The sequence below is a fragment of the Bariatricus massiliensis genome (genome assembly GCF_900086725.1).
GTDB classification, from domain to species: Bacteria; Bacillota; Clostridia; order Lachnospirales; family Lachnospiraceae; genus Allocoprococcus; species Allocoprococcus massiliensis.
The window spans coordinates 1,321,189-1,341,736 of record NZ_LT574838.1 but is presented as its reverse complement, the minus strand read 5'-3'; the positions used below and the strand labels follow the sequence as shown (position 1 = coordinate 1,341,736).

Below are 20,548 nucleotides of genomic sequence, written 5' to 3'. Positions count from 1 at the left end.
ATATAAACATTCATAGAATTGATAAATGGTTTTCTAAATAAACTTAAAAAAACTGAATATATATTGTAGAAAACCAACAAAGTATATTTGATAAACAAATAATAGCACACTAAAATGTCATGTGCAACAGGTAAAATTGATAAAATAAAGCGAATTATTGATAAAAATATAACAAATGAAAATAAAAAACTGTATAAAATGACGATAAAGTGGGTTGACAGATGAAAAAAGAGGTGATATGCTAAGTTTACGATAAAAGTTCACACAATAAACTTTAGGCAACAAAAATTGTTTTCCGGAAAAACAAAAACTGTAGACACGTCTGGTAAGAGTTTATCGAAAAAAGTTTAATGAAAGGGAGAATTAAAATGAAAAAGAAAATTTTAAGCGTAGCACTGGCAGTTGCCATGGTAGGAACAATGATGATCGGCTGCGGCTCTAAGAAAGATTCGGGGGATTCAGACGGAGGCGGAAAAGAAACAAAAGAAATCAAGGTAGCCAGCGTGAACAATGACGCGATGGTCATTATGGAAGAGTTATCTAAAAAGTATACAGAAGAGACGGGAGTGAAGGTAACCTTCACTATTCTTTCTGAAAATGAAATCCGTTCCAAGATTACACAGGATGTAGGACTTGGAGGAGGAGAGTATGACCTTGTTACACTGGGAACAAGTGATATGGGTACATACCTTGACAATGGATGGACAGAGGCACTGGATCCGATGTTCGACGCTCTTTCCGAGGAAGAGCAGAAGAAATACGATTTGGATGATGTTTTCCAGTCAGTAAGAACTTCCTGCTCCTCTGAGACAAAAGGACTTGCGGCACTTCCATTCTACTCAGAATCAACAATGATTTGCTATAATAAGGAAATCTTTGAAGCAAAGGGCTTGACGATGCCGGAGAATCCGACATGGGAAGAAATCTATGATTTAGCGGCAAAATGTGATGACAAAGCAAACGGTGTGTCCGGTATAGCAATCCGTGGCCTTGCAGGATATGGTGAAAATATGTACATCTTCGGCTCTATCATGAACGCTTTCGGCGGACAGTATTATGATAAGGACTGGAATGCCACATACGATACTCCGGAAGTAAGAGCGGCATGGGAATTTTATAAGAAGCTTCTCACTGTTGCAGAGGACAGCCCTACAACATGCGGTTATACAGAATGCTTGAATCTATTTGCGCAGGGTAAAGCTGCTATCTACTATGACGCAACAGTATCTGCAGGAACATTTGCTAAAGATGATTCCGCTGTAAAGGGTAAAGTAGGATACGCCACGGCTCCGACAGATAAGAAAGAGAACACCGGAACTATCGGTGGATGGGGAATCGGTATTACAGCAGGCTCCAAGAATAAGGACGCAGCTTTTGATTTCTTGAGATGGGCAACAAGCAAAGAATATGTCAAATTGGTTCAGGAAGAAAAGGGATTCCCGTCTACACCTTCCGGGACAAGAATTTCTACATATGAAAATCAGGAATATCTGGATGCATGTGATTTTGCGGCAACTACAAGAGTAGCGATTGAATCTGCAGACGCAATTCATCCGGCGATCAATGATACACCTTATACAGGAAACTCTCTTCCGAACTTACCGGAATATTCTTCTTGGGGTGAAAGCATCGCTGCAGAGCTGGCATCCTTTGTAAGTGGACAGAAGGATTTGGACGCATGTATCTCAGCTTCTCAGGAAGCAATCGATAACGCGGCTGAAGAAGGCGGATACAGAGATTAGTCACAGGACAAGAATCTGCTTAAGAGTATGATTTGTCAGCAAGAGCCGGCAGGATAGCCGGCTCTTCGTTTCAAAAGATATGAGATGTTTGGCAGACAAGGAAAGTTGGTGAGGAAACCCCAAATGAGTAAACCTAAAGTAAATGGAAAAAAAGACCACAGCACCAAAGTGCTGCTTCCAGCAGTCATCTTTGTGGCCGCGGTCACGCAGATACCGTTCGTCGTTACCATTATTTTTTCCTTTTTAAAGTGGAACGTTAAACGGCCTGACTTGGGAATCAAGTTCAACGGTGTTAAGAACTTCGTGGATGTTCTTACCTCTAAGAATTTTTATATTGTATTAAAAAACACACTGATAATTATTGTAGTATGTCTCGTACTGTGTACGGTTCTTGCCATACTTCTGGGCGTTTTATTTAACCGTAAGTTCCCGGGAGGATATTTCTTCAGGACACTTCTGGTAATGCCGTATTTCGTGATGGATTCCGTGGTGGGTATTGTGTGGAAGACATTGCTGTTGAATCCGAGCATGGGACTTAATTATTACATATGCAAGTTTTTCGGTATACAGCCCATTGATTTTTTTGGAAGGCACTCGCTGGCCACGGTAATCATCCTGATTATCTGGCAATGGACGCCGTTCTTCTTCTTGATTATTATGGCCGGACTACAGAATATTCCGGATGATGTGATTGAGAGCGCCAAGATTGACGGGGCAAATGGGTTCCGGCGGCTGGTGTCGATCGATATACCGATCATAAAGAACCATATTATAACGGCAATGACGCTGGGGCTTATCAATATATTGAAGGTATTCGGCCTCGTGTACGTTACCACACAGGGAGGACCGGGAGTCAGCTCGGCCAATCTGCCCTATCTGACATACCGCACGATCTTCTATGACTGGTCGGTAGGCAAGGCGGCGGCAATCGCCGTAGTTACAGTAGCAATTACACTATTTTTGACGCAGAAGTTCTTCAAAGCGACGAACAAGAGCGAGTAAAGGAGGCAGTGATATGAAAAAAGCAAAAATCAAACACGTACTTCTCTGTCTTCTGGCGGTCGTAATAGCATTGGTCTGGGTCTTTCCCATTATTTATATGATTGTTTCCAGCTTTAAGGCAGAGGTGGATGTCGTAGTTCCGGGATTTATTTTCTCGCCTACACTGGAAAACTATAAGACGGTGTTGTCGGATACCTTTTTTCAATATCTGGGCAACTCGGTGATGATTACGCTGGGAACGGTAATCCTCACGGTTCTGTTGGCGGTTCCGGCGGGGTATGCGCTTGTATTTACACCGCTTAAAAACCCGAACAATGTGTATTTCTGGTTTGTATCCACCACATTTCTTCCGGCAATAGCGGTAATTATCCCGGTGTATCTGATTTTTCAGAGAATCGGTCTTGTGGACAATCCGCTGGCGCTGGTCATCTTGTATTGTGGAGCAGGCGTGCCGCTCATGGTCTGGCTTGTGACCAACTTCTTTAAGGAAGTCCCGCTGGAAATTGTGGAGGCGGCGGAGCTGGACGGATGCAACCGGCTGCAGGCATTTTCAAAAATCATGCTTCCGCTTGTGAGAAACGGAATCTTCTCCGCGGCGCTTTTAGTATTTATCATAACTTGGAATGAATTCTTCTTTGCCGTGACTATCACGTATACAGAGGCCGCTACGCTGCCCGTATACATGAGTAAATATATGACGCAGCAGGGATACTTCTGGGGCAAGATGTGCGCGACGGGTACATTGATTTGTATCATTCCGATTATTCTGGGCTTCTTCACACAGAAGGCATTGGTAAAGGGGCTGACATCAGGCTCTGTAAAAGGTTAGTAACATCAGGGTCAAAGAGTGTTTTGACCCCAACATCATCAATATAAATAAAGAAAGGTTGGGACTTAATTATGAGTATTTTAGATTCTTTTAGGCTGGATGGAAAGAAAGCGGTTGTGACAGGAGCGGCGAGAGGTATCGGGCAGGCATCGGCTATCGCGCTTGCAGAAGCGGGGGCAGATGTGGCGATAATCGACATAATAGACACTTCCGAGACAGTCCAGAAGATTCAGGCTCTGGGAAGAGAGGCTTATGGAATCAAGGCTGATTTGACAGTCGAAGATGAAGTGAACGCCGCAGTGGCAGAGGCGAAAGAAAAATTAGGAGCGATCCATGTACTGCACAACAACGCAGGGATTGCCTATTGTGTAAGATGTGAGGATATGACTTTCGAAGAATGGAGAAAAGTAATTGCCATTGATTTGGACGCAGTGTTCCTTGTTGCCAGAGCAGTGGGGAGAATTATGATTAAGGACGGCACCGGCGGTTCTATCATTAATACGGCATCCATGTCTGGAACCATCGTCAACTATCCGCAGGAGCAGGTTGCATACAATGCGGCGAAGGCCGGGGTCATCCACCTGACAAAATCTCTTGCCTGCGAGTGGGCCAAACATGGCATCCGTGTAAACTGCATCAGTCCGGGATATGTATGTACAGACATGACACCGGCTACTACCAACAAGGCATGGCAGGATATCTGGTTCTCCATGTGTCCTACAAAACGCATGGCGACAGCGCAGGAGATGGCAGGGGGAATCCTCTATCTGGCAAGTCCGGCAGCCTCCTACACGACCGGGGCAAATCTGGAGATCGACGGCGGATATGCATGTTATTAAGGGAGAATGAGTATGGTACGTAAACTAGTTGCCGGAGTAGACTATGGAAGTGATTCGGTGCGGGTACTGCTGGCGGATGCCGTCACGGGCGAGGCTGTTGCCGACGGCGTGTGCGCCTACCCGAGGTGGGCGGAAAAAAGATATTGCGACCCTGCCGCAGTACAGTACCGGCAGCACGCTCTGGACTATATAGAAGGGCTGGAGGCAGCGATGAAGACGGCCCTTGACCGGGCAGGCGAAGGCGCGGGGCAGGATATCATAGGAATCGCTGTGGATACGACCGGCTCCACACCGGGCCCGGTGGACAGGGAGGGAACACCGCTCTGCCTATTGGAAGAATTTAAAGATAATCCCAATGCCATGTTCCATCTGTGGAAGGATCATACCGCGGTGGAGGAGGCAAAAGAAATCAATGAAGTATTCTCCGCCGGAGATATCGATTATACGAAATATCAGGGAATCTATTCTTCGGAATGGTTCTGGGCGAAAATCCTTCACACGACCAGAGTAGATGAGCGCATTCGAGAGGCGGCATGGACTTGGACAGAGCACTGCGATTGGATTGCGGGGCTGCTTGTAGGAAACGTCAATCCGGATACGATAGCACACTGTTCCTGTGCGGCTGGACATAAAGCTCTCTGGCACAGTGAGTTTGGCGGCCTGCCGTCAGAAGAACGCCTGGGCAGGCTGGATCCTTACCTGTGTGATGTGGCCGAGCGGTATAAAATGAGCCCGGTGCCTGCGGGCACTTGTATCGGTACGATTTCCAAAGAATGGGCCGGGCGTCTCGGGGTGAACCCGGAGGCTAAAATCGGGGCCGGCTCCTTCGATGCCCATGCAGGAGGCGTGGGCGCGGGCGTAGGCCTGCACACGCTGGTACAGGTCGTTGGCACTTCCACGGTGGAAATGCTGGTGGATAAGCCCGAAGTCCTGCGGGGCAAGAATCTGAAGGAATACTGTGGCCAGGCGGAGGACTCTATCGTTCCCGGATATGTAGGGCTGGAGATGAGCCAGCCGGCTTTCGGAGACGTCTATGCCTGGTTCAAGGAATTGCTTCTGTGGCCTATGAGACAGATGGAGATTCCGGAAGAAATTCTGGGCAGGGAGCAGAGGCAAAAGCTGACGGACTATCTTGCGGGGCAGATTCTTCCTTCCTTGGAAAAGGAAGCGAAGAACTGTATAGAAGAAGATTTGACGGCACTGGATTGGTTCAATGGAAGAAGATACCCAAAACTGAATGAATCTGTCAGGGCGGCGATCAACAGACTGTCGCTGGGGACAAGGGCCCCTTCTATCTACTGCGCACTTGTAAAAGGAACCGTGTTTGGGTGTAAACGGGTGTACAATTCACTGGTGGATAACGGCCTTCAGATTGACCGGATCATCGCAGTGGGAGGAATTGCTAAGAAGTCGCCGTTCATTATGCAGATGATGTCCGATGCGCTGGGCGTGCCGATCATGGTATGTAAGGAAGAGCAGATGTGCGCCAAAGGAGCCGCTGTCTACGCGGCGGTGGCGGCTGGAGTATTTGCCTCCGTGGAAGAGGGACAGAGAACCTATTGCGAGACTTATAAAGCCAATTACTTTCCGGATGATACAAAACGGGGAATGTATGAGCAGATGTATGAAGACTACCTCTGTCTGGGAGAGGCTGTGGAGACAGAGCTGGCCTAGACGATAAAATACTTGGAAAACACACTGAGAAGCCACAGAGCGGGCGGTACGTTGATACCGCCCGCTTTGTGATGTGAACGAAGGAAGGTTATAATTGGTATTGGAAGAATGGCGATGATATGATAAAATATGTTGGTAAACCGATTCTATTAATTTTTTGGAGGAAAAGATGAGAGAAAAAGAACAACAAAAGAAGAGTGGGAACCGAGTCTGGAATGGGATTGAGCGGTTCGGAAACAGCCTGCCCCACCCGGTGTATATTTTTATGATTCTAACCGTGGTGGTTATTATTGTATCGGCGTTATGCAGCAGCATTGAATTTCCGCACCCGAATACGGGGGAGGTGCAGCATATCACCAATCTGCTCAGCAAGGACGGGCTGATTTGGCTTTTGAATTCGATGGTCGAGAACTTTGTGACTTTCAGTCCGCTTGGCGTGACGCTGGTGTCTATGCTGGGTATCGGTATCGCGGAGGAGACGGGGCTTGTAAGAACCGTCATCCAGTCCAGTATCGCAGGGGCGCCGAGAGCGCTTGTGACAGGGATTGTCCTGCTGGTGGGAATCATGGGAAGTCTGGCAGGTTCTGCCACATTTGTTATTATTCCGCCTCTCGGGGCAATGATTTTCAAAGGGATGGGGCGCCATCCGATTGCGGGACTTGCTACCGGGTTCGCCGGTGTGGCGGCTGGGTTATCCGCAAACCTGATGATTACCCAGACGGATATTCTCGTGTCTGGCATTACGGAGTCCGCAGCGCAGATTTTTGATCCGAACTATACCGTGAATCCTACCGTGAACTGGTATTTCATGGCGGCGTCGACGGTTGTGCTGACGATTGTGGGAACCTTTGTGGTTGACAAGATTATCGAGCCGAGACTCGGCGTGTATACTGGGAATGTGGATGAGACGGAAGAGGAAACAATCACCGCTGTAACAGAGCAGGAGAAGGCGGGAATGAGATGGGCGCTGTTCGCAGTACTTGGATTTTTAGTATTGGTGGCACTGACAATCATACCGAAAAATGGACTTCTCAGAGGCGAGAATGGTGAAATTATCAACTCCCCGTTTATGAGCGCGATGGTGCCGATTTTGACGTTGTTTTTCCTTGTGGCCGGTCTGGGATATGGAATCCGCACGAAGAAGATAAGAAAATCTGCAGACATTATTCAGATGTGGACCAAATCCATGTCAGGGCTGACGGGCTTCGTGGTTCTCTGTTTCTTTGCAGGCCAGTTCGTCAAGGCCTTTTCACAGTCCAATCTGGGGCTTTACCTGTCTGTACAGGGCTCTGAGTTCTTGAGCAAAAGTAAGCTGACGGGAGCGCCGTTGATTATATGCTTTATCGGTATCACGATGCTGATTAACTTTGTGATTGGAAGCGCTTCCGCTAAATGGGCGCTGATGGCACCGATTTTTGTGCCGATGTTTATGAAACTGAATTTTTCACCTGCGTTTACACAGGCGGCTTTCCGTATAGCGGACTCTGTGACGAATGCGATTTCTCCTTTGGAGCCGTTCATGCCGTTCATCATTATGACAGCCTTAAAATATGATAAAAAATCGGGGCTGGGGACGATAATCGCGACCATGCTTCCCCTTGTCATATCCTTTGCCGTCGCATGGGTGCTGCTTCTGCTGGTTTGGTTCGGTTTCAACCTGCCGTTAGGACCGGGAAGTACGATTTTTATGTAACTGAGGAGCATAAACAGGTAAAAGGAGAGAAAGATGTTAGCAGAAAAATATGTAGAAGGTATTGAAAAAGAGCTGGAAACGAGACGGGAAGATTTGACCGCCATAAGCCGGACGATATGGGAGAATCCGGAGCTGGGGCATCAGGAATATACGGCCTCAAAGCTGCTCACGGACATGCTGGAAGAGAACGGCTTTGAAGTGACAAGAGGCCTGTGTGGGATGGACACGGCATTTCAGGCTGTTAAAAAATCGAATAAGCCGGGGCCGGTCATCGCCTTTGTCGCAGAATATGATGCGCTTCCCAACGTGGGACATGCTTGTGGACATAATCTTTTTTGCAGCTCCGCAGTGGGAGCGGGCATTGTCCTTGCAGAACTGGCTGAGCAGCTTGGCGGCGAGGTGCGTGTGATAGGTTCTCCCGCAGAAGAAGGGACCGTACCCAACTATGGGGCTAAGGTTGTTTTAGTTGAGCAGGGGTATTTCAAAGATGTAGACTGTGTGTTCACGGCCCACGGAGAATGTGAGACTGTAATTGAGCGCTGCCTGCTGGCTGCGACTACAGTCAAGGTACGTTTCAAAGGGGTGGCCGTCCATGCGGGAGGCGCGCCGGAATTAGGAAAAAATGCGCTTACCGCAGGAATGCTTTGCATGAACAATATGAACGCTATCCGCCAGCAGGACAGGGCGTGCGATGTAGTCAACGCCATTGTCACCGAAGGCGGTGTGGTATCGAATACTATCCCGGACAATTGCGGCCTCGAGTTCAGTATCCGCTCTAAGACTTCGGCTTATTTGGAACGAGTGATGCACAATCTTGAGAACTCCGCCAAAGCTGCGGCGCTGGTGACAGGCTGCGATTATGAGTTGGAAATCGTGAAAAATCCTATGCGTGATACTCGTTCTAACCATGAGCTGGGACTGGTACTTGCGGAATATCTGGACCGTACAGGCACACCTTACAAGAAATACGATGAACAGAATTTTGCGTGGGACGTAGGGGATATCAGTTATGTGTGCCCGACATTAGGCTCCTATTTTAAGATGGGGCCGGACGATATCGTCTGCCACACAGAGCCCTTCTGCAGAGCCGCGAACTCACCGGAAGGCTATCAAGGCATGATGCTGGCAGCCAAAGGAATGGCAGTGTGCGCCTGCGAGTATCTTGTAAATGAAGAATTACGGGAAAAAGCATGGAAAGAATTTAAAGAAACAAGAATGTAAGCGCATAGCGTTAGGTTTCTCATAATAAAGGGACGAAAAGCCGGGAGGAGTCGTGTCCTCAGCCGGGCGGCTTTCGAAAATTTCCTACCACGGCACGTTCCCAATCTGCTAATCCCGGCCACGCATTTCTAAGAGTCTCGGGAACATCGCCCATAGGGACTCCATTCCCGATTCTCTAAGAACTACGGACAGTGTATCAGCAGCTTTCCACTTAACGCCGTGCACGGAAGTTTTCGAAAGCCGCCCGGCTGAGGACACGACTCCTCCCGGCTTTTCTGTTCTTCTCAAGAAAAACCTCGCAAGCTATATGCCGCACATTATTCTACCGATTAAGCGCCATCGTATAGCTTGCGAGATTTTATTCTCTTAAAGAGTAGTGCTTGTAACCTGAGTGGATTCTACCTCTAAATCGTCAACTTCACGTATCCGTTTCTTAGTTTCGCATTCAATCGGAGTGAAGGTTCCGTCCTCGTTGGGGGTGAACACATAATGCTCTTTCAAGTATATAATATCGTCTCTGTATACAGACTCTAGTTCTGCTAAAAGTGCGGCTCGGGTCACCACGGTAGCTCCGGCAAGTTCTGCGAGCTTTTCCAGAGCGTTCAAAGATTCCCCGGTAGCGATAACATCGTCTATAATAGCAATTCTTTTACCACGAAGCTTTTCAACATCGCAGCCGTCTAAATATAAAGTCTGCTTTGCCTGAGTGGTGATAGAGAAAACATTGGCCTCAAGAACATTCTGCATGTAAGGCTTTTTTGTTTTACGTGCCACAACAAAGTCTTTCATCCCCATCAAAGAACTCATCTCATAAGTAAGTATGATACCTTTCGCCTCTGCGGTCAGAAGTATATCTACCTCCGGCATCTTGGCTACAAGAGCGGGGGCTGCGGCCTTGACAAGCTCAGTGTCAGATACGACGCAGAAGCTGGCCAGAGCCATATCGTCTTTAATTTTTACAAAAGGAAGCTTTCGCTTCACTCCACATAACTCAAAATCAAAATAAGGTGGCTGGTAACGCATAATTATTTCCTCTCTTTTGCATAAATTTTTCGTTCAGTAATTGCGGGACTATTATACCATAAGTTTAGGCGCGAGGGAAGTGGTCTATAAAGATATAAGTATGTTTGTACTGGAGGAATAGTTGTGATAAATTTATATTAAGATGTTGAGCCAAAAGGTATATTGAACTCTGATGCTTACAGAATTCATGCTGGTATTCATAAATTGACCTTTTAATCCTGACATCTTACTAAATAAAAATCTAGTAATGTACATTTTGCGGTCATGAGTGAAAGGAGAGTTGATTATGAAGTACAGAGACTTGGGAAAAACGGGACTGAAGGTCAGTGAAATCGGCTTAGGGGCAGAATGGCTGGAGCGGCATGACAAGGAAGAGGTCAGGGCGGTAATTGACTGTTGTGAGGAGCAGGGCATCAATATACTGGACTGCTGGATGGCAGAGCCCAATGTCCGTTCCAATATCGGGGCGGCATTGAAAGGAAGGCGTGAGAAGTGGATTATTCAGGGACATATTGGGTCCACTTGGCAGAATGGTCAGTATGTGCGGACTCGGGAGATGGATAAAGTAAAGGAAGCGTTTGCAGATTTGCTTGCCCGTCTTGATACAGACTATATAGACCTTGGGATGATTCACTTTGTAGATGAGAAGGCGGAATTTGAGCGGATCATAAGCGGGGAATTTATGGAGTATGTCCGGAGCCTGAAAGCATGCGGCACGATCCGCCATATCGGTATGAGCACACATAACCCGGATGTGGCAAAGATGGCAGCGCTTTGCGGAGAGATAGAAATGATACTTTTTAGTGTGAATCCGGCATTTGATCTGATGCCTGCCACAGAAGATATGGAGCAGTATTTCGCGGATACATATGATGAAAAGCTGAAGGGGATGGCTCCCGAGCGGGAAGAATTATACAGATTGTGTGAGCAGAGAGGCGTGGGAATCACTGTAATGAAAGGGTATGCCGGAGGACGGCTCTTCTCGGCGGAGGCGTCACCTTTTGGGGTAGCGCTGACACCGGTACAGTGCCTGCATTATGCCCTGACTAGACCGGCGGTGGCAAGTGTTATGGTCGGATACGATACTCCTGAGCATGTGAGGGAGGCTGTTGCCTATGAGACGGCATCGCTGGAAGAGAAAGATTATGCCAGTGTGCTTGCAAAAGCGCCTTATCATGCCTATTCCGGACAGTGCACTTATTGCGGCCATTGCCAGCCGTGTCCGGTCAGGATAGACATTGCTATGGTGAATAAGCTGTATGATCTTGCGGCAATGCAGGAGGCGGTTCCGCCGACCGTGAGGGCACATTACGAAGCTCTTTCGGCAAATGCGTCTGACTGTATCGGCTGCGGTGCATGTGAAAAGCGATGTCCTTTCGGCGTTCCGGTCGTAGAGCGCATGGGCAGGGCCAAAGAGCTGCTGGCTAGATAAAAAGGAATTGTGCTACGCCCTGTTTTCGTCAGAAGACAGGGCGTGTAAAGTCTCCATTTCTCATCACGTGTGCTGGTTCGTGGAAAATGTCCCCATAAATAAGAATTTACAATTTTTCTAACTTTCCTTTTCTAAAGTAATAGATATCTTCCAGTTTATATCCATATTTAGAATTAGGGGTACTTATATGTGGCTCAAACGTAAACATTTTTACTTCGGATAATTTCGCTTTGTTTCCTTTTTCGGTATAAATCCTATCGTTTTTGTCCTCTACAATAGAGTGTCCTAAATTTCCCGCGAAATCTAAATTCAAAAAACCATGATTCGATATAACGTCATTTATGAAATAATACAATTCTTCAAAAGTCATATCAGGAGCAGCATTTTCAATTAGTAATTTATGCAAATATTGTTCCATTTGTAAACCTTGCTTCCACTCGCTGTTACGAATATTTTCTATTTTATCAATAACTTTTCCATCCTCAATAATAATTGTTCTTGCATAGTCGCCCCATATATTGTTATTCTGAGGACTTAAATCAACGGTAATAATATCGTTGAGGCCGATTATCCGCTCGGAGGTCTGATAGTCTTTTCCCGATACAGAGACAGTAGTTTCATCACCAGCAAAAACAAATGCCCCTATATTCCAATACCAAAAGGAATCTGCGCCATTATCAAGCATAAATTTTTCGCAAATTCTTCTAATCTCTGATAAAGACATTCCAGTTTCAATGTTTTTTATTAGATGTTTCATTGTAGCTCTATTCAAATCTTGCATATCCAAATTAATCATATAAGCCATCTCCCAAATAAGACATATGTTATAAAAAAACAGCACCCTCGCGCTAATGATGGCGCTGGGTGCTGTTTTAAGTTTCATTTACTTATGCAACGTAAACGTTAACGGCCTGATCTCCACGGCTTCCGGCAGTAATATCAAATGTTACTTCCTGTCCGTCTTCTAAGGACTTAAAACCTTCTGCAGCGATTCCTGAAAAATGTACGAATACATCTTCTCCGTTTGCTTCGTTAGTGATAAATCCAAATCCCTTTTGTGAGTTAAACCATTTTACTGTACCTTTATTCATGAAAGATACCTCCTAATATTTTATTATATTTCAACATAAAAATAAAAAATCACATATTTTTGTAAGTCATCAAATGAAGATAAATGATTTACAAAAATATGTGAATCCAAATCTTATTCAAAATACTTCTTTACTCTAACATGGGTTATGCGATGTGTCAAGTAATTTTTTGAAAATTCTGAAAATAATTTTAAATTTCTGAAATTACGGTGGTGAGGATACTTATATTTGTAATGAAAAAATACTTATGCTACACTTAGACTTAATAGTTTAGCAGGCAAAAGAGAAACCTATTCTGAAAATGAGGAAAATAATATGCAGGAGAGAAAATGGAAAATACTGATTGTGGATGATGAGTTCCGCATAGGGCAGTTGATTAAAAGATTAATAAAATGGGATGAACTTCCCTTGATCTGCACGGATGTGGTCGATAATGGCGAGACCGCTTATCAGGTGATTTTGGACGAGCGTCCGGATATTGTGATTACGGATATCAGGATGCCGAAGATCAACGGGCTCGATCTGGTATGTATGACAAAAGAAATCGCGAAGGATATTCGTTTTATCATCATCAGCGGCTACAAAGAATTTGAGTATGCACATCGGGCGCTGCAGTATGGAGTCAATGACTACCTGCTGAAGCCTATCAGTGAGACGGAGTTGAACGAGGTACTTCAAAAGCTGACGGGAGAACTGTCCCGGGATTGTGCGGCAGTGAAGGCAGAGCGGGAGATGAGGCGTACGGTCAGCGTGAGCGAACACATTATCAGGAGAGACTTACTGAGCCACATCATGGACAAGGAACAAATTCCGTCCCAGACGGAAATGGAGCAGGCGTATCACGTCGTGTTGGACGCTGCGCTTTACCGTGGAATCGATATCAAGCTGGACTACACTGATTTCGAAAAATCGGATAAAAAGCAGGACCGGCTTACTATGGAGAAGGTATTGGCAATTGTGGAGCAGAATCTGGACGGGCACGCCAAAGAAGAACTGATATGTGAGAAGCCGGGCATGCATCTTTACTGTCTCTTCAACTACGAAGCAGAAAAATCCAAGGAAATCAAAGGAGTCATCGGCGCAATATTGTCGGATATCCAAGATTACTTGATGGGGTTTGAGCAATATGTGGTGACGATCGGCGTGGGTACTGAGAAGAACGAGTTTGCACAAATGCGGTATTCTATAGAAGAGGCGCAGGTGGCGGCGGGTAATCGAATTAAACTTGGCACCGGAAGGCTCATCTATGCGGAAATTCTTCGGTGTGAGACAGAAAAGGAGATCGAGGATTATCTAAAGCCTCACAAAGCGAAACTTAAACAGGCGGTAGAGACTTATTCCAGAGAGGGGCTTGAGCAGTCGGTCAATCAGATATATAGCCCGTTCATGTTGAAAGAGGACTTGGACTTTTCCCTTTGTTACCCTTTGGCTGAGGAGATTATCAGCTACTTTTTTGAACATGTAGAGGTACAGAGCCGGGAAAGTGACGATTTAAAAGAGTTTTTGTTTGCCTCCGTCAACCAGTGCTATTCCATAACCAAACTGAAAGAGCTTTTAAAACAGAATCTCGGGGATTATCTGACTATGAGCCTTAAAATTCTGGAGACAGAGTCCACCCGTCCTATCCGTCAGGCAAAGCAGTATGTGGACGATAACTACGCAGAAAAAATAACATTGGAAGATATTGCCGGCATCGTAGAATTAAATCCGGTTTACTTTAGTGTTTTGTTCAAGAAGGAGACGGGAATGAATTTCAGCGCTTATCTGGTCAACATAAGAATGGAGATGGCGAAGAAGATGCTGCGGGAGGGCAACGAGACGATAGCGGCTGTGGCGGAAAAGGTGGGCTATAAAGACTCCAGATATTTCAGCCAGATTTTTTCGAAGACAGTGGGAGTAAAGCCGGCGCTTTACCGCAAGCTCCATTCATAAGAGAGGGCAGCATATGGACTTAACTAAACGTATTAAGAAATATTTAGTTATACAATGTGTATTTGTAGTGTTACTTCTGCTTCTATTGATGTGGGGAGGGACTCCGGGAGTTCTTATCGGCGTATGCATTATAGGAGAGAGTGTTTTTATTGTGTCGGTCATGTGGAATATCATGAAGCCCCTAAGAGAGCTGGACGCGACACTGGAAGCCTGTATTAGGGAAAATGGAAGTGATGAAAGGCTGGCCGGGGCGTCCGCCGAGATACCTTATATCAAGAAAATAAAACTGCTGATGAATAAGCACGCAGAGGAGCGCACGAGAAAAAATTCAGCCGAATTCTTTGACAAGGAAGCGGAGCTTACCGCGCTGCAGAGCCAGATCAACCCTCATTTCTTGTACAATACGCTGGAGTCTGTCCGGGGACAGGCATTGATTGACGGCAATACGGAGATTGCGAAGATGATGGAGGCCTTGTCCGCCTTTTTCCGGTACAGCATCAGCCGAAAGGGGAGTCTGGTCACGCTGCGTGACGAATTGAATAATATTGAGAATTATATGATGATTCAGCGGTACCGCTTCAATAACCGGTTCTCTATGGAAATCTTTATCGATGAGGAAGATGAAGTTGCTTACGAATTCCGTATTCCCAAGCTGATTATACAGCCTGTGGTCGAGAACGCCATTTTTCACGGACTGGAGGAAAAGCTGGAAGGCGGGAAGGTGACGATAGAGATTATTGTCACGGAAAAGAACCTGATTATAACGGTATCGGATAATGGCAAAGGTATGGACGGCAGGACGCTTGCGGAGTTAAATGAGTGTATACATTCTGGTATGGTGGCAAGGGTCAAAGATGGAAAAAGCCAGACGAATACGGGAATCGGACTGCCGAACATCCACAAGCGGATTCAGCTTCTTTTTGGAGAAGAGTATGGACTCAGCGTGTACAGTACGCCGAATCAGGGGACGGATGTAGAAATCACGGTTCCAGCCAGCAGTGAAAGGAAAGTGGAATAGGGAGATGAAAAGAGAAATACTGCGGATTCAGGAGATGAATTATGCAGGGGAGAACGGCAGGGGGCTCGACTATATATCCCTTTACCTGCTGGAGGGAGAAATCACCGGTTTTTCTGGTCTGGCCGGGTCAGGGAAAGAGCTTCTTGTGGAGATACTGACAGGTGGGCAGAGATATGACAGTGGTATTGTCAGTGTATGCGGCAGAAGAATTGTGTCCTCCGAGGAACTGGCGGATACGGTCTATAAGATTGTGGATTCCAATTACCGCATCGAAGACTGGTCGGCCGCTGAATATATTGGACTGGTGGGCGCTCAGTCACCTTTTGTCATGCTGCGGAAAAAGCGGCTGGCCAAGGAGATACAAGATTTGTTCGATGAACTGCGCCTCGGGATAGATCCGCTAAAACGGCTCCGTGATTTGACTGAGCTGGAAAAACGCCTTGTGGATGTGGCCAAGGCTTATTTCAGGCGTGCAAAGATATTGGTAATCGAAGACGAATTCGAAGGGTTTTCGGCGGAAGAAATCGTACAGTTCAAGAGAGAGCTTAAGCGTCTCATCTGCGGCAGGATGACTGTGGTCATCAACAACCATTCCGACATGATAACCAGTATTTTGGCGGAAAGACTTATCATTTTCAAAAAAGGGAGAATCGTTAAAAAATGTCGAAGAGATGAGGTAAAGGACATCCGGCATTTGGAGAGCTTTATGCTGGGCACAAGTATTCGAACGAAGAAACATTCGCTGGACAGAATGAATGTGGAGACGAACGGGGAGAAGGAGCGAATCTACAAAGTGAACCACGTGATTACGGGAAAAGGCAAGGAGTTAGGATTTACGTTTCATAAAGGAGAAATCGTGACCATACTCGCGCTTAACCGCAGGGAAAAGGAGCATATCTTCGCTGTGCTTTCCGGGCGGAGCTGTAAGGAAGGTGTGGAGAGGATATTGGGGGAAGAGATATGTGACTTTCGGGATATTACGGACTGCGTAAGAAGCGGGATTGTCTCTGTGGCTCGTCTGGGGGACATGGAAGAGCTTCTGCCAAGCATGTCGGTGGGAGAAAATCTTTTAGTGCCCTCGCTCAATAAACTTTCGTCGCTGGAATATACCATGGCGGAGCATAAACTGGTGAAAATGCTGGAGAAGGAAATCGGGCAGAGCGGAGTGGGAAGCGGCGACCGGATCCGGGCGCTGGGAGTCAACGACAGGATTGTATTGACGCTGGAGCGGTGGCATGTGTATAACTCTAGAGTCATGATTCTTTTGGAGCCGTTTGTACAGTGTGACACTTATGGAGTTTCACTGGTGAAGTCTTATATGAAAAAAATTGCCGCGGGAGGGACGTGCGTGGTAGTGATTAAGTCGAGAGACGAATATATGGGAGATATCAGCGACCGGTTTATCGCTGTATAGTGGAAGAGCAGAAAGGAAATTACGTAGGAATATCCTTATATTTATGGTATAATTATCTATAGATAATTGCGAAAACAGTTCTCAATTTTGATTCATGGAAAGGTTGCAGTATTAAATGATTTTAAAGCGATAGGTAGTGACGTTGATACAGTGTTGGATGTAGAATCGAGATTTATGCAGGAATAGAGACACGACCATAGAAGCGGTAATATGAGGTAAGAAATTGAGTGATTTTGAAGAACGCTATAATCAAAGAAAGCTTTCATCAATAATCTGGCATTTTTTAACACCCACGGCGAGAGTTTGCGTTACAGTAGTGTTGATGCTTATTTCTGTTTGGATTTGCTTGAAGAACCATATTGTATATCAGTTTATGTTGGCAATTTTTATCTTGTTTATCTTTATGTTAAACTGTGAAGTGTTGAGATATAGGTTGAAGCGAATATACTATATAGGCATTCATTTGTTATGTGTGCTGGGCATCATCGGACTAATTGGAGCAGGGATATATACGGAGAGGCACTTTGGAAGTTTTGACAGTATTACTGCTTTATATACGTACGGGCAAATTACTGCCAAAGACGTGGAAATCAGTTTGGCGGGAAGTACTAAAGGTGGAAAGGTATTTTTGGCGCAGAAGGAAATAACAGAAAAAAATATTGTTTCACATTTTGAAAAAATGGAAGAGTGTGACTTGTACCTTAAATTTGTCGATTATTATGGCAGGCATCATTTATATTCAGGAGATAGGCCGGTTGGATATTATATAATCATAAATCAAGGTGAGTTTCAAATAATAAAATTCTTTGAATGACTCACAGATATATTAAAATATAAAAGTGCAACGAATGAGCATGTAGAAGCAATCGCTTATTCGTTGCTTTTATTTTATCAAATACCGTTGTAAACATTTCTGAAAGATGTGGCAATGTCCATAAAATTCTCCCACCAATTCTAAATTTTTTCGCATTGGATTTGTCGTCCATCGTCGTTATAATGTAATTACTTTCATGAACGGAAGAAAATATTATGTTAAGGAGGAAAGCATATGAAGAAGAAAATTTTATCAGTAATTCTCGTAGCGGCGATGGCGTCTGCCATGCTGTTAGGCTGTAATCAGGGCTCAAGCAAAGAAAGCGGCGGTTCTGAGGGAGAGAAGAAAACAACGACAGGGGAAGATTTGACCTTTGTCATCGTTCCAAAGACGGTACATGCGTGGTTCGACGAAGTTAATAAAGGGGCACAGATTCAGGCTGATGCACTGTCAGACCAGCTGGGCGTGAAGGTAAAGATTGATTACCGTGCGCCTCAGAAATCCGATGTTGCAGAGCAGAACTCCGTATTAGAGCAGGCGGCCGCGACGAAACCGGACGGTATCGCGCTTGACCCGGTTGACTACGACGGAAGTAAATCTGTTATAGAAGAGATCGAGGCTCAGGGAATTCCGGTTATTTTGTTCGATGCACCTACACCGGAAGGCAGCAACCTTACTTCTGTAGGAAACGACTTCAAAGAGCAGGCAACTATCGCGGCTGACAAGCTGGCAGAGTTGATTGGCGAGGAAGGAAAGGTTGCAGTTATGCAAGGGTTCCCGTCAGCTCCAAACCATGCAGAGAGATATCAGGCACACTTGGATGCACTGGCAAAATATCCGAAAATCGAAGTGGTAGACGGTGGTATTGACAACGATAACGTAGAAGAAGCACAGTCTCAGGCAGCAGCCGTTCTGGCAGCAAATCCTGACCTTAAGGGATTCTTGAACTGTGATGCATGTGGCTCAGGAGTTGCGGCAGCAATCGAAGAAGCCGGTAAAGCAGGAGAAGTGACTTTCGTTGCTATGGATAACCTGATTGAAATTCTTGATTATGTCAAGACAGGCACCATCTCCGCAACATCCTCCACAATCCCGCAGATGCAGGGCTCCATGGCAGTATTGATGATGTGGCAGAAACATATCGGTATCGATATTCCGAAGAAAGTCGATACAGGTATCGCTTATATCGATGAGACAAATATTGATGAGTGGATTAAAATGGTAAAGGAATAACAGTAAGATGAAAGAGGCTTGTGGCTGGAGGTTTCTCAAGCCACAAGCCTCTTTTCAGATAGAGAAGGAGCGAGCCTATGAAAGTATTGGAGGCGCACGATATTACAAAATTATTTCCGGGCGTAGTTGCCCTGGATTCTGTGGATGTTGCCTTTGAGGCTGGCAGGATTCACTGCATTATCGGCGAGAATGGTGCGGGGAAGAGTACCTTGATCAAATGTCTGACGGGAGTCTATGAGCCGGAAAAGGGAGAGGTTCTCATTGACGGACAGAATGCGTTGAAGAATAAAGCGCTGTTTGACAAGGTTGCCTATGTGCCGCAGGAGATTGATTTGTTTGGGTATATGTCCGTGGCGGAGAATCTATTTCTCCCATATGAAAAGTCGGGTTTCAAAGGGTTAGTCAATCAAAAAGTATTGGAGGAGAGGGCGGTTCCCCTTCTGGAGCGGTTCCGGATTCCTGTGAAGCCGGATGAGCTTGTAAGGGATATCTCTGTCTCCTCGCAGCAGCTTCTGCAGATTGCCCGTGCCACAGTCCACGAAGACTATGAGGTGCTGATGCTGGACGAGCCTACCACTAGCCTTACGACAGAGGACACCCAGATTTTGTTCGAGATTATACGTGAGATACAGGCAGACAACAAGGCTGTCATTTTTATTTCCCATAAGCTGGAAGAAATCTTTCAGCTTGGCTCGGAATTGACCGTATTTAGAAACGGTAAAAAAGTAGCTTATTCAGAGATTAAGGATATAGACATTCCATGGGTCATCTCCCAGATGACAGGGCGTAAAGTTATACAGGACCAGAGGTACTGTTCGGCCAAGGTCAGCGACGATGTCCTGCTGGAAGTAGAGCATCTGACGGGAGAGCGGTTCACAGATATCAGCTTCCACCTTAAGAAAGGCGAGATACTGGGATTCTCCGGGCTGGTGGGCGCAGGGCGCAGTGAGTTGATGCAGGCCATCTTTGGCTATCTGCCGGTGTACTCAGGCAAAGTAAAGCTGGACGGTGAGGAGTGGAAATTAGGAGATACGAATTATTCGGTAAAGCACGGCTTCATCTATCTTCCCGAGGAGAGGAAGAAGCAGGGGATTCTGCCAGAACTTAGCATAAGGGAGAATATTTCCATATCGGTGTTGGAAAAGCTGCAGTCCGGTATCGGAATATCAAGGAAAAAAGAAAGTGAATTGGCACAGGAAGTAATTGATACATATGACGTGAAGACGCCGGATTCCGACAAGGCCATTCAGTTCTTGAGCGGAGGAAACCAGCAGAAGGTTATCATCGGGCGCTCTATGTGCTGCGAGCCTAAAGTGCTTGTGTTTGATGAGCCTACGAAGGGAATCGACGTGGGGACAAAGGCAGAAATCTACCGTCTGATGAAAGAACTGGCGGAGGAGAAGAACATCGGAATCATTCTGATTTCGTCCGAGATGGAGGAAGTGAAAAAATGCTCCAACCGTATTATCGCTCTATATGAGGGAAAGAAGGCCGGAGAGTATGACGCGGAGGCGGATAAGGAGGCAATATTGAGCGCGATTATCGGCGTAAATACAAAAGAGAATCAGTTAAAATCTGAGTAAAGAGGAGT

At 45.9% G+C, this 20,548-nt stretch carries 18 protein-coding genes; 14 read left to right on the top strand and 4 right to left on the bottom strand.

The features are described from left to right. Positions 1–368: 368 nt before the first annotated feature. From BN6465_RS17990 to BN6465_RS17960, 7 genes are all read left to right on the top strand, one after another. Complete coding sequence (locus tag BN6465_RS17990) at positions 369–1,742, top strand: ABC transporter substrate-binding protein (protein ID WP_066737802.1); 1,374 nt, start codon at positions 369–371, stop codon at positions 1,740–1,742. A gap of 123 nt (positions 1,743–1,865) precedes the next feature. Continuing rightward, positions 1,866–2,744 carry a carbohydrate ABC transporter permease gene (locus BN6465_RS17985; protein WP_066737797.1) on the top strand — a complete coding sequence of 293 codons (879 nt, stop codon included), beginning with the start codon at positions 1,866–1,868 and terminating at the stop codon, positions 2,742–2,744. A 13-nt stretch (positions 2,745–2,757) separates the two neighbouring features. Continuing rightward, positions 2,758–3,573 (top strand): carbohydrate ABC transporter permease, encoded by an 816-nt coding sequence (locus BN6465_RS17980; protein WP_066737794.1) that lies wholly within the window; start codon positions 2,758–2,760, stop codon positions 3,571–3,573. A 71-nt stretch (positions 3,574–3,644) separates the two neighbouring features. Next, positions 3,645–4,412, top strand: a complete 768-nt coding sequence (locus BN6465_RS17975) for an SDR family oxidoreductase (RefSeq protein WP_066737792.1) — start codon at positions 3,645–3,647, stop codon at positions 4,410–4,412. 12 nt (positions 4,413–4,424) lie between these two features. After that, positions 4,425–6,086, top strand: coding sequence for a ribulokinase (locus tag BN6465_RS17970; protein ID WP_082891773.1), 1,662 nt, complete (start codon positions 4,425–4,427; stop codon positions 6,084–6,086). Positions 6,087–6,255: 169 nt separating this feature from the next. Next, on the top strand, positions 6,256–7,779 hold the full coding sequence (locus BN6465_RS17965; protein ID WP_066737788.1) for an AbgT family transporter: 1,524 nt from the start codon (positions 6,256–6,258) through the stop codon (positions 7,777–7,779). A gap of 33 nt (positions 7,780–7,812) precedes the next feature. Continuing rightward, a complete protein-coding gene (locus BN6465_RS17960; protein ID WP_066737786.1) occupies positions 7,813–9,000 on the top strand; it encodes a M20 family metallopeptidase in 1,188 nt (395 codons plus the stop codon). 108 nt (positions 9,001–9,108) lie between these two features. Here BN6465_RS17960 and BN6465_RS20875 read toward each other — a convergent pair whose 3' ends face one another. Continuing rightward, a complete protein-coding gene (locus tag BN6465_RS20875) occupies positions 9,109–9,288 on the bottom strand; it encodes a hypothetical protein (protein ID WP_154670287.1) in 180 nt (59 codons plus the stop codon). Positions 9,289–9,366: 78 nt separating this feature from the next. Then, on the bottom strand, positions 9,367–10,023 hold the full coding sequence (locus BN6465_RS17955; RefSeq protein ID WP_082891772.1) for a phosphoribosyltransferase family protein: 657 nt from the start codon (positions 10,021–10,023) through the stop codon (positions 9,367–9,369). A gap of 286 nt (positions 10,024–10,309) precedes the next feature. Here BN6465_RS17955 and BN6465_RS17950 point away from each other — a divergent pair, with 286 nt between their 5' ends. After that, the gene (locus BN6465_RS17950) at positions 10,310–11,455 is read left to right on the top strand and encodes an aldo/keto reductase (RefSeq protein WP_066737784.1); all 1,146 of its coding nucleotides are present in this window, start codon (positions 10,310–10,312) and stop codon (positions 11,453–11,455) included. A 106-nt stretch (positions 11,456–11,561) separates the two neighbouring features. On the opposite strand, the gene BN6465_RS20360 is transcribed toward BN6465_RS17950, so the two are convergent. After that, positions 11,562–12,251, bottom strand: coding sequence for a M24 family metallopeptidase (locus tag BN6465_RS20360; RefSeq protein WP_082891827.1), 690 nt, complete (start codon positions 12,249–12,251; stop codon positions 11,562–11,564). Between the two features lie 91 nt (positions 12,252–12,342). Beyond that, positions 12,343–12,546 carry a cold-shock protein gene (locus BN6465_RS17940; RefSeq protein ID WP_066737782.1) on the bottom strand — a complete coding sequence of 68 codons (204 nt, stop codon included), beginning with the start codon at positions 12,544–12,546 and terminating at the stop codon, positions 12,343–12,345. A gap of 315 nt (positions 12,547–12,861) precedes the next feature. Here BN6465_RS17940 and BN6465_RS17935 point away from each other — a divergent pair, with 315 nt between their 5' ends. The 6 genes from BN6465_RS17935 (at position 12,862) to BN6465_RS17910 (ending at position 20,540) form a co-directional block, all read left to right on the top strand. After that, positions 12,862–14,478: a response regulator gene (locus BN6465_RS17935; protein WP_066737780.1), complete on the top strand. Its 1,617-nt coding sequence runs from the start codon at positions 12,862–12,864 to the stop codon at positions 14,476–14,478. A gap of 13 nt (positions 14,479–14,491) precedes the next feature. After that, a complete protein-coding gene (locus tag BN6465_RS17930) occupies positions 14,492–15,496 on the top strand; it encodes a sensor histidine kinase (RefSeq protein WP_066737777.1) in 1,005 nt (334 codons plus the stop codon). 4 nt (positions 15,497–15,500) lie between these two features. Continuing rightward, positions 15,501–16,910, top strand: coding sequence for an ATP-binding cassette domain-containing protein (locus tag BN6465_RS17925; protein ID WP_066737775.1), 1,410 nt, complete (start codon positions 15,501–15,503; stop codon positions 16,908–16,910). 223 nt (positions 16,911–17,133) lie between these two features. Next, positions 17,134–17,724: a hypothetical protein gene (locus BN6465_RS17920; protein WP_066737772.1), complete on the top strand. Its 591-nt coding sequence runs from the start codon at positions 17,134–17,136 to the stop codon at positions 17,722–17,724. A 234-nt stretch (positions 17,725–17,958) separates the two neighbouring features. After that, the gene (locus tag BN6465_RS17915) at positions 17,959–18,957 is read left to right on the top strand and encodes a substrate-binding domain-containing protein (protein ID WP_066737770.1); all 999 of its coding nucleotides are present in this window, start codon (positions 17,959–17,961) and stop codon (positions 18,955–18,957) included. A 77-nt stretch (positions 18,958–19,034) separates the two neighbouring features. Then, positions 19,035–20,540, top strand: a complete 1,506-nt coding sequence (locus BN6465_RS17910) for a sugar ABC transporter ATP-binding protein (protein WP_066737768.1) — start codon at positions 19,035–19,037, stop codon at positions 20,538–20,540. Positions 20,541–20,548 lie beyond the last annotated feature (8 nt).